8 protein-coding genes and 1 tRNA gene are annotated in these 10,317 nt (G+C 61.6%); 1 reads left to right on the top strand and 8 read right to left on the bottom strand.

Annotated elements, in window-relative coordinates:
• The 8 genes from selA to HII36_RS50270 all read right to left on the bottom strand — a co-directional run.
• Positions 1-1,189: L-seryl-tRNA(Sec) selenium transferase (selA, locus tag HII36_RS50305; protein ID WP_173530511.1), on the bottom strand; the 1,189-nt coding region annotated here is incomplete at its 3' end.
• 18 nt (positions 1,190-1,207) lie between these two features.
• A tRNA-Sec gene (locus HII36_RS50300) sits at positions 1,208-1,300 on the bottom strand.
• Positions 1,301-2,209: 909 nt separating this feature from the next.
• A complete protein-coding gene (locus HII36_RS50295; RefSeq protein WP_173530510.1) occupies positions 2,210-2,938 on the bottom strand; it encodes a hypothetical protein in 729 nt (242 codons plus the stop codon).
• Positions 2,939-3,001: 63 nt separating this feature from the next.
• Positions 3,002-3,850 (bottom strand): hypothetical protein, encoded by an 849-nt coding sequence (locus HII36_RS50290; protein WP_173530509.1) that lies wholly within the window; start codon positions 3,848-3,850, stop codon positions 3,002-3,004.
• A gap of 228 nt (positions 3,851-4,078) precedes the next feature.
• Positions 4,079-4,690, bottom strand: a complete 612-nt coding sequence (locus HII36_RS50285) for a hypothetical protein (RefSeq protein ID WP_217370958.1) — start codon at positions 4,688-4,690, stop codon at positions 4,079-4,081.
• A gap of 84 nt (positions 4,691-4,774) precedes the next feature.
• A complete protein-coding gene (locus HII36_RS50280) occupies positions 4,775-5,098 on the bottom strand; it encodes a hypothetical protein (RefSeq protein WP_173530507.1) in 324 nt (107 codons plus the stop codon).
• 21 nt (positions 5,099-5,119) lie between these two features.
• Positions 5,120-7,474: a glycoside hydrolase domain-containing protein gene (locus tag HII36_RS50275; protein ID WP_217370957.1), complete on the bottom strand. Its 2,355-nt coding sequence runs from the start codon at positions 7,472-7,474 to the stop codon at positions 5,120-5,122.
• 1,823 nt (positions 7,475-9,297) lie between these two features.
• Positions 9,298-9,681, bottom strand: a complete 384-nt coding sequence (locus HII36_RS50270; protein WP_173530505.1) for a YybH family protein — start codon at positions 9,679-9,681, stop codon at positions 9,298-9,300.
• Positions 9,682-9,761: 80 nt separating this feature from the next.
• On the opposite strand from HII36_RS50270, the gene HII36_RS50265 reads away from it, so the two are divergent.
• Positions 9,762-10,061 carry a hypothetical protein gene (locus tag HII36_RS50265; protein ID WP_173530504.1) on the top strand — a complete coding sequence of 100 codons (300 nt, stop codon included), beginning with the start codon at positions 9,762-9,764 and terminating at the stop codon, positions 10,059-10,061.
• The last annotated feature ends 256 nt before the right edge of the window (positions 10,062-10,317 follow it).

The raw sequence follows: 10,317 nt of genomic DNA, 5'->3' as shown, positions 1-10,317 counted from the left end.
CCGCACAACCCTCGCCGCCCCCCGCACGACCCTCGATGCCCGCCGCACCACGCCCGAAGCCCGTGGCGCCACCCTCGATGCCCGCCGTGCCGCCCTCGAAGCCCGTCGTGCCACCGCCGAGACCGGTCTCGGACGCGGCCCGTTTGAGCCGTCCGGCCAGCCGTTGCGCCCGCCGCCGTAACTCGACGATGTCGGCGCGCAGGGCGAGCCGCACCGGCGGGTCCGCCAGCAGCGTGGCGCGCAGGGCGGCGAGCGTGAGCTTGTCGACGCGCAGCGCGCGGGCCAGCGGATGGCGCCGCAGCCGGTGCACCAGTTCGGCCCGGCCGAAGACGAGACCCGCCTGCGGCCCGCCGAACAGCTTGTCGCCGCTGGCCGTCACCAGCGCGGCGCCCTGGCGCAGCGTCGTACGCACGTCGGGTTCGCCGGGCAGCAGCGCCTCGGGGGCGAGCAGGCCCGAGCCGACGTCGACGACCACGGGCACCGGCAGCGCGCTCAGCTCGGCGACGGACGCGGCCGCCGTGAACCCCTCGATCCGGAAGTTGGACGGATGCACCTTCAACACGAACCCGGTCTCCGGACCGATCGCCCCGGCGTAGTCGGCGAGGTGGGTGCGGTTCGTGGCGCCGACCTCGCGCAGCCGCGCCCCGGTGGAGGTGAGCAGGTCGGGGAGCCGGAACCCGTCGCCGATCTCCACCATCTCGCCGCGGCTGATGACGATCTCCCGCCCCGCCGCGAGCGCGGTCGCCGTCAGCGCCAGCGCGGCCGCGTTGTTGTTGACGACGTGGACGTCCCCCGCCTCGGGCACCGCCGCGGCCAGCGCGGACAACGCCGCCCGCCCGCGCCGCACCCGCTCCCCCGTCACCAGGTCGAACTCCACATCACTGCACCCGGCCGCGGACGCCAGTGCCTCGACGGCGGCGGACCCGAGCGGGGCGCGTCCGAGGTTGGTGTGCACGAGCACGCCGGTCGCGTTGATCACCCGGCGCGCCCCGGCCGGCGCCTTGAGCGCGGCCACGGTCGCCGCGACGACCTCTTCCGGCGTGATGCGTCCCACCCTGGCCTGCTGCTGCGCGGCCGCGACCGCGGCCTTCACCTCGGTACGCCCCGCGCTCCCCGCCGCCTCGGCCACCCGCGGATCGGCCAGCACCGCGTCGGTGCGCGGGATGCGACGCCGGGGATCGTCGCTCATCGTGACCTCGCCCGTGCCGCGGAGGCGCACGGGGATCGAACCCGCCGACGACGCCGCGCGCCGCCCACCGGTTTTGAAGACCGGGGTGCCCACCAGAACACATGCGCCTCCAGGGTCGCCCCTTCACGATATGACGGCACAGCCCATCGAGCACGAGGCGATCGTGACCGGGTCTGGAAACGCACCTCATCCGATCCCGCACCGGCCGAGGCATTCCGCGCATGTTCCGGATCTTGGTGCGAACGCACACTCCTCCCCGCCTGATCTTCCCGTCTGCCTCGTCCGCTGCAAAGGCTGGGCTCCGCCTGGACAGGCGCCAGGCAGATGGGGGATCGCCGACGCAGTATGCGACGATATCGGCGCTTCGCCGTCGACCAGCTAGGCAAAGGCGCTGTGCTGATCGTGGCTGAGCTCGGATTCGTCAAAAGGACGAACGCTCGACCGAAGTCAGCGTCAATACCGCATCGAGGAGTGCTCGCCTCGGGCAAGAACGAGACCGGCCTGGACCACTACCCAATGCGTCGTCATCCGGCGTCGTTCCGACACATCACGCCAGCCATGTCCACCCACACTTACCTGGCCGTCACCGCTGCTCACGCCCCAAAGCCCAAGCTGGCCGGTCTGCCCCATGCCGAGATCCGCCGTCTCCCGGCACACCTGATTTACCTCACCGCCCGCCGACTGGCTCACCTTTTGCCCTGGCCAGAGCGCCGGGACACGTAGCCCTGATGCGAGCAACGCCGGAGTCGGCAAACTGGATCGAGGCCTATTGGTTTGAAACGACGCGCGGATTAGTGGTCCGAGCCATCAAGAGTTGCGATGGTCGAAGCTCGTCCGCCTTCTTCGGAAGTGAGCCTATGCCCTTGGCCCAGGTGAGTTCTGGAGGTGTAAAGGAACCGGTGAAACACTGTCAGCCAGGAGGCAATCAGGTACCACATCGGAGCCCAGCGGTGCGGATGAATGGGCAACTGCGGCGGCAAGGCCCTGTGAGCAGGAGCCTTGCCGTCGACTGTCCTGCTCCTAGAACGCGGTCTTCGTCGAGGGGTACAGCCAGCCGGTCCCAGAGTAGTTCGGCTTTCCGTGCCCACGTATGTAGGTCGCTTCGGTTTGCCGTACGCCAGCCGTGTATGCTGCGGCTTCGCTTGAGACGGTCCGCGCCAACGAGCTTCCCCAACCGCAGAAGTGCGGGTTGCTAGAATTGTCCCACCAGCCGGTAGTTACCTGTGAATTAATCAGGAACCTCCCAGTGGAGTGGACCACGTCATATATCTTCGACCAGCCATAACGGATCCCGTTGCTAGCCGACGTTGCCATGACTGGCTGCCACCACAGATCGTCGTTCACATTCCCAGTGGGCGCACGCCACGTGTAGAGAGATAGACCACCGTAACTAACGTCCGTGAGGGTTACCGCGTTGGGATCACTGAGCCAGTTCCCGCACCAAACATCGGCGGCCAGGAGGCCTGCATCTCCACTTCGAGCAGTCGCGCGATCGCTCTCGTTCAGCGGTAGGTCTTCCGGCGCGATCTTCCGTGGAGCCGGTGCAGGAGCACCGAGGATCTTTCTCTCAGCCTCGAGCTTCTCTGCGGATACCTGTACCCGGCCACGCTCGTTGTTGAACTGAGGGTCGACGAGCTCGGGGTCACCCGGAGTAATAGGGGCGTCCGCATGCGCCGCGACATTGGAAGCCAGAACCCCAGTCACCGCGACAGCGACCGCAGCAGCCATGAAGAAAGTCTTTTTCACCATGATCCTTTCGTTTAAATGGTGATCAACACTTGAATTTTAACCTCTCTATTGAAATATCGAGCTCTATGACGCAGCAAGCACCTCCAAGGCATTCCGATGACGTGTACGTAGGAGGTTTTTGAGAAGGTTCAGCTTTTCCGAATTAGCTCTAATGATGCGGAGTTGTGCATCTGTCCATGCAGCCTTTCTGGCACCGCTGTAGTTGACGCGTGTCCGGCAATATTCATCCGCCACAGCCACCTCAAGTTCTATCGCCTCCGGCTTGGCCAGACGGTGCCCAGTCGGGACGTCACGCCGCCCTGCCCAGCGAGCGTCGAACTCCGCTTCCCAGGGAAAATTGTAGACATGCTCCTTCGCCTTCATACATGCAGTCCAGCCCTCGATGGCAGTCGCGACGCGACGATCCATGCGAGAGCCGTTAGATGCGACGGCAGCTTCAGCCGCGTCATCCATGAGCACGTACAGCTCTTTATAGCTGTGCGGTTTTGCAGGAACGGCGCCATCAGGCCCTGGAGCGTTTCCGTTGAGCCGACGCTGCGCTTCACCGTCACATCCTTCTTCGGGAACCTCCTTACCCTTGAAAGTGGTCACCGCACCGGTATGAACAGGATCTTGCTCTGCCGGGATCTTGTAGCCGCGAATCCCATCGCGGGCGGCCGGCGTATCAAGGAGGAGCTGCGTTTCCGAGCCCGTGTAGCCGTACTTGCCGACGTTGAGCGCACCCAACCAGCCGAGATACGCCGCATTGGCGGGATAGTTCGCCGGACTGGTGACATGCATGGGCATGGTGAATCCATACCTGGCGAGACATTGCGCAATCAGCCGATAGCGAGCAGTTTGCACAATGGATCGACTCTTACTATCAAGGTCGTAGTCATCCAGCGGCAATCGTAGATCATCTTCGCTCTTCACAAATGGGATCTTCTCGCCCTTCGATGAAGGATACGACGGTTGCGTCGGAGTAGCTCGCCCCACCTCCGTACCTGCACACGCACACACCGAGAGGAAGACACAGCTCGACCAAATTCCTGCTCGTATGCGCAAACCCCAATTCAAACCCAAGATCTCCGATCGGACTAGAAATAGACTTATTGGCTAATGGCAAGGAATTACCCTTGCAAATGCCCAGCCGGTGCGGCGTCAGCGGGTGCGCTGCCTCAATTCCAGTTGGCGAGCAGCTTTGATGCGTTCCGGACGGAACGGATCTTCTGCTCCTGCACCCTTACCAGGTGTGCGATTCCACGAGCCGACCCTCGCCGCTAAACGTCCTATGCGAGGGTCGCCCGGTGGCACATCAATCTGGAAGTGACTCTCCTTCGGCACACGCTCGTCCCCTCCCCAACGTACGACGCCCTCGCATTCCGCCAGAACGTCCCGGATGACGATCAGCTCGTGTGGAAAGAAGCCGCCGGCCACCCCCGACGAATAAGTACCAGGACGGATTGCGATTGCCGTGCCGGAAAAATAGTTGCTTTCGTATGGTTGTCCGCCTGGCGGCCCGACGAGATGGCCACTGATTTCGTTGGGCGCGTCTTTCCGAAGAGTGTCGATCTCATAATGGAAGCGGCGTACCACGTGCAGGAGAATGAGCGAGACATCTCCGGATAGGACACGCACCGACAGATTGCTGCCTTCGATTGCGTGTTCTGGTACGTCCTTCACCACAGGCCAGCCGTTTTGAGTCGTATCGGAGCTAACGACGAGAGCCAGCGCCGGAGAAGCGGATCCGGACACTGTCAGTGCAGTGACCACACCCAGCCCGGTGGTAAAAAGGCGTCGACGGGATAAAGGTAGTGAGTATTCACTCAAAGCATGCTCCCGAAGCGGATAGACTGCCTACTCTGCAAGTAACTTGCGGCGTCGCGCGATTGCTCGAACTCCCATGACAATTTCGATGACCACGCCGACGATAGACAGATAGATGAGTGGGTTGATGTATCCGGGGACGAGGTCGCTCGATGTTCCGTCTCGCCAATGGCACAGGTGTCGCAGCGGGAATAGACTCCACGAGGTGGCGGGATCATCCAAAGGCTTGCTAACGCAGAACTCAGAAGTGGGCACCAGCTGCAGAAACCATCCCGACCAGAGACCATAGCCATAGACGAGAATGGCACAGAAGACTGTAAGAAATGCGGTGGCAAACCAGCGAGAAGCACTCATGGGTCTCGATTTTACTGAAGTCTACCTCAGCCGGGCATTCTCGTCGGCGATCCGGGACGTGATGACTTCACTGAAGCCTTGCAGGAACTCGGCCAGCTTCGCTGCCGGCAGCATGTGCGGCAGGATGGTGGGAATACCACCAGTCGATTCGATAAGGAAGACCCTGCCCACCGCGATAGTCGTATCGACGTCTCGGGCAAGCAAATGATCAGCCACGGCATAGAGGTTGCTACTATTGTTGAAACGCCCTTCGTAAAATTGCTTGAACCGAGACTTGTAGCCGTTTCCCTGGTAGTACGCCGCCACCGCGTCGGCGACGTTGACGCCCTGCCGCACCCTCATGGTGATGTTGTAGCTGTCCGCGTCCTCGATGAGATCCCGAAGTTTAAATGTTCCTGGACCATCCAAGCGCGCCAGCTTTTCCTGGCAGTAGGTATAGCCCGAGGAGTAGCTCTCGCTGTCGCGGCGCCATTCACCATAGAAAGTCAGGAGATCACCGCCCCATCCCGCGACGTCGCTACGACTAACTCCGATACCTGAAGGTGGAGGAGCGACATATACCCCATTACAGCTCGCACCGAAGTGTGCCACGTCCAGATCGATGCCATAGAACGGGTCGCGCACTTCACTGATCCATTGAACGCCTGCAGCCTTCACCCGAGCGACAAATCCATGATCGTAGTCTCCGATGAGAGTCTCCCATTTGATGTCGCCGTAGTCGATGTGGCGGAGATATTCCATGACGAGCTGGCTGGGATTTCTACTGCCACCATAGGCGACCGCAAGATCATACAGGCGTCGAATATAGGCAATGAACTCAGTGAGAGAATTGCTGGGGGTATTGATCGCGGATGCGCCAGGGTCGGTGTCCTTCGCATGGACGTCTTTGTCGATCTCAATCTGCCCGGCACCCGAGCCGACGGTCAGGGTCTGAATCTGGTTGAATGACCAATTCTCCGGCAGCGGAAAACCCATATTGCCGGAGAATCCGGTCGACATTCCGGAGACGAACGACCAGCGGGCCAGAGTTGCCTTGGTGACCTCTGCACACACGTTTCGAGATCCGTATACGCCGTGTACATATCTCTTGCCTTGGCCGACGAGAGCGGCGACAACCCCACGGAAGTAGGGAATGATATTGGATTCGATCTCAGCCTGGGTGGCGTCATAGTCCACGGCAAAATAGATCACCGTGCCGCTGTTGAAGCCGTACTTGACGGCCGCCGCATGCGCCTCTAAGCCATCCTGGTAGCCCTGAGCGTAGGTGAAATAGCTAACCTCTCCGCCATAGTACTGCGATATTGGAAACACCTTTAGGCCGTTTTGAAAAATCGTTTCCAATTCGCCCGGCTGGATTTGTTTGTTCAGCGGATTGCTGCTGGGGCGCTCGTCGAGATATCGGCCCACCACCCGGTATCCGGCGGCATACAGAGCCTTGGCGCGTGCGTCAGTAATGGTGGCGATGCAATCCGCAGCCGTTCCTGGCCGGCTGGGGTCACCTGTGGACACCAAGGTCTGACACCAGGTGGCAAAATCTGCCTCTTGAGTCACCGGTAGACCGGTGAACTCCTGAAAGGAGCGCGTCCAGCCTTTGAGCTCGATATCGAAGACATCAGTGAAAGATGCCTCCTTGTAAGACCAAGTGTCCTGCTGGGTCTTATATTTGATAGTCCCATTGAACACACACGCGGCGCTGTATATCTGCACCCAGGTGCCGGTTGCTCCAGCAGCGAGCGGATGGGCTCTGAGACCGGCCTGGGTACCCGGACCGAACACACCGGTGGCCTGGTCGTCAGTCATACCGAGTTCGAACTGAATTGCCAGGTAGAGTGCCTTCTGAATGTCTCGAGAGAAGATGCCGTCACAGGGAATCACGAAAAAGTTCCTACGCTGATAATACCTTCTGTTAAGCCATTGCTGAATCCCTCTGACTTTTTCCTTCCCTCCTGCGATCAGGGTGTAGGCGTCCATAGTCAAAACCGCTTTGAAGACCTTCGGCTGAACGCCACTGATCAGGCCACCAAGGCCGGTGTTCGACAGCAGAGCCAACACGGCCAACTGCGTCTGGCCGTCGTATACGCCATATTCTGATGCCCCCCAGTATCCTTTACAAAAGAGGCCGTGTTGCAGAATGGTTACGATATTTTTGTTCGTCGTATTCGGGCCGACGTCTCCTAGTGCTGCCAGTTTGGCGAGCGTTGTGGGGCCGAAATTGTCGGATAAGGATGCGATCCCCAGTTCGACCTGTAAAGCGCGCGTCAATGAGTACATTGTCGCCCAGCCGGTTATGCCATCTTCCGCGCACTTCTTGTATTGAGGGACCTGCCCATAGGTTGCGTTTACCCATTTTTGCGCTTCCAGGACTTTTGGATCCAAATCTGTCCACACCTTTCGACGAGATATGAGCACACTTCATAACGACGCTTGCCTCCGCAAGCAAACCACTCTGGGCGGCATGCGCTACTGCTTCGACAGAATAAGTGACCGTTTCTGGAAGCACAAGATCGTTTGCGCAGTAGATTGACTACACTGTGCAACCGTCTTCACCATGGAGAGTCAACTGACAGCTGCGGCGATGCACGCGTCGTATTCGCAGAGTCGTTCGTAGGCTTGCCGCCCTTGGCCTTCCAGTGCTGCTGGTCTCGGGTTCTTTTGGTGGGCTGCACTGTGTTGAATGGCTCCGCAGGCCACCGCTGTGCCCGCGTCACACCCAGTGCAGTCGGTCGCGCGGCCCGTGCGACCGCGGTTTACCATCACCAGATTGATCCGCCCAAATTATGACGGTGGGGACTCTTCGCTCATGACCTCGCTGTGCGACGTAGAGCAGACGCAGGCTGGGTCACGCACGAAGAACGGCTGGTCTATGACAATCGGTGGACTCGACACGGTTGGTTGCTATGGAGATCTCGGACGGGAAGCGATTTGAGCATCACGTGGTATATCTGAACCGGGCGGCGATCACGGTGGTTCTGGATGAGCGGAGTCGGTTCGCGGTCGAGCGGTTGGGGTGGGAGCGGAGGGCTGAGCTCCGTATGACTCATTGCCGGGAGGCCGGCACCTCAACCATGAACCGGCCATAACCCAGGGCGAGCCGAACGACGAACAACGCAGGCTGACCGAGTTCCGTACCAGCATGCAAGCCCAACACGACCAGGCCGAGCAGACTCGGCCAGGACTCCAGCGACCTCCACGCCGTAATCAACGGCCTGGACGAGGAGGTCCACCACACGGACATCTGCAGCACATCAATCCCCGAGTACAACCGCTCATGCCGCCGGCAGAAATGCCCAGCGCATGATGACACCCACGACGCCAGAACGGACGCTCGCCAGCTCGGGCGACGTGGTCTACCGGTCCCCTCTGTTCGTCACCCCATCTTGCCGTTTCACGGCAAGATTCAATGCGGGTACCGGTCGACCCGAACGCCTATGACCACGCCGGCGGTTGTGACCTATGTGGGCAAGACGCGGGGGCCGCTGATGGCGGCAATGTTCGCCTGCACGTACCTCGACAGGCTTCGTCCTGGAAATGTGCTCCGGGCCCACGTAGAAGGGCCTGTCACCTGCTTGCGAAGAGACGGGGCCTGCTCATGCTGAAGAAGACTCGGCCGGGGCATGAAGCACTACATCGGATCCAGGGGGTGCAGAGCGAGCGAAGACTGAAGCATGACGAGAGAAGGAACTCGGTGCCGATTCCGCCAGAGCCGGTGGAGATCCTTCGGCGCTGTCTCGAACAGCATGGAGGTGTTCGAGACGGCCGACTATTCTGCACCGGCGTGGGAGAGCAACTCTCGCGCTCGACCGGGTCAAAGATCGCGGATCTCGGCGGCTCTCCATGCCGCGTGATGTGGCCCCTCACAACAATGGACCCCGGGACATCGTTCGGGACCTTTGGCCGTTTCCGATCGATTCCGCGAACCGCCGTCTCGACTTGCGGAAATCCGCCCTGGTCCATTCCACGTATGTTCCGGGAAGTGTAGCCCCGGAGTGCTTCCGGTGGCGGACGGCTGCCCACAGGCTTGGGCCTTCAGAGCGCGAAGCTTCCAGCTCAGGGCATGCTGTGGGCGAATGGCCATGGGCCCCGACAACACATCTACTGCATCTGGAATACCGAAGTGCCCATCAGGCATCTGCCGCCTCCAGTGTCGCCACTTCAGGTCGTGCAGTAGTTCCGTGGCGGCTGTCAGGAGGCGTGGGCCGTCAGGTGTTGGGCGCCGCGCCGAAGGGGTTGTCGATGAGGTAGCGCCAGCCGCCGTCCTGGCCGCGGCGGGCGACGTCGGTGGCGGTGCCGCGCAGGTCGATCGGGTGGCCGTCGCGGGACGTGCCCCGGATGGACCAGTCCACGACGAGCAGCGCGGTGTCGCCGGCGACGTAGGCGTGGCGGAGCCGGGCGTCGATGGGCAGGCCGAATCCGAGCAGGTGGCGGTTGGCGGCGGCGCGGTCCTCGCCTGTCACGGGATGGCCCGGCCTGGGGATGAGCACGCCGTCGGTGGCGTAGAGGTGTTCGAGTCGCTGTGCGTCCCCGGCGTTGAACGCGGCCATGAAGGCTTCGGGGAGCTGGGCGGGGTCGTCATGAATCGTCATGACCTCTGTATCGTACCACAAAAATGATCTTTATCGGTAACCCGTTCGAATGCGGGGCGGCGGGTGCCTAGAGTAGGAGGGTGGTTCCAGATCTTCGCCAGCCCCTGGTCAAGCAGCTCGCCGAGGCCGATGCGCCGCGCCGCTACTGGCACACCGCGGACGACGTCGGTGGCGTCTGGCTGTTCGAGAGCGTCGAGGGCGACGGCGAGGAGTGGGCGGTCCGGCAGATCGAGGTCGACGCCGCGCGCGAGATGCACCGGTACTGGTGGGGGCGGCTGCAGGACGAGCACGGCTTCCTCACCGACCAGCCGCTGGAGATCTGGGAGCTGACCGAGATCACCGGGGAGTCGTTCGAGGCGGTCTGGCGCTCGGCCGACTGACCCTGGAAAGCGCGAAAGCGCGCACCCCGGGCATGGGATGCGCGCTTTCATGTACTTGTCAGGCGGCGTAGTTCGGGTAACCGTAACCGACGACCTGGCTGGTGGGACGCTTGCGCTCCTCGACCTTGCCCCGGGTTCCGCAGTTGGTAGTCACACGTGAGCCCGAAATCGAGGGTTGACCTGGAGGAACGCATGCAGGGCCGTAGAGGGTCGTGTGCCTACACCCTCCGCAGCCAGGTGCTGATCGGGTCAAGTC

The sequence above is a fragment of the Nonomuraea antri genome (assembly GCF_013283785.1).
In the GTDB taxonomy this organism is placed as follows: Bacteria; Actinomycetota; Actinomycetes; order Streptosporangiales; family Streptosporangiaceae; genus Nonomuraea; species Nonomuraea antri.
The sequence above is the reverse complement of the archived record's forward strand: the minus strand, read 5'-3'. Positions and strand labels throughout refer to the sequence as shown.

Bases quoted from the DNA above. Each gene is read 5' to 3' on its own strand.
- HII36_RS50270 (WP_173530505.1), bottom strand. From the start codon at position 9,681: ATGACGATTCATGACGACCCCGCCCAGCTCCCCGAAGCCTTCATGGCC.
- HII36_RS50280 (WP_173530507.1), bottom strand. From the start codon at position 5,098: ATGAGTGCTTCTCGCTGGTTTGCCACCGCATTTCTTACAGTCTTCTGT.
- HII36_RS50295 (WP_173530510.1), bottom strand. From the start codon at position 2,938: ATGGTGAAAAAGACTTTCTTCATGGCTGCTGCGGTCGCTGTCGCGGTG.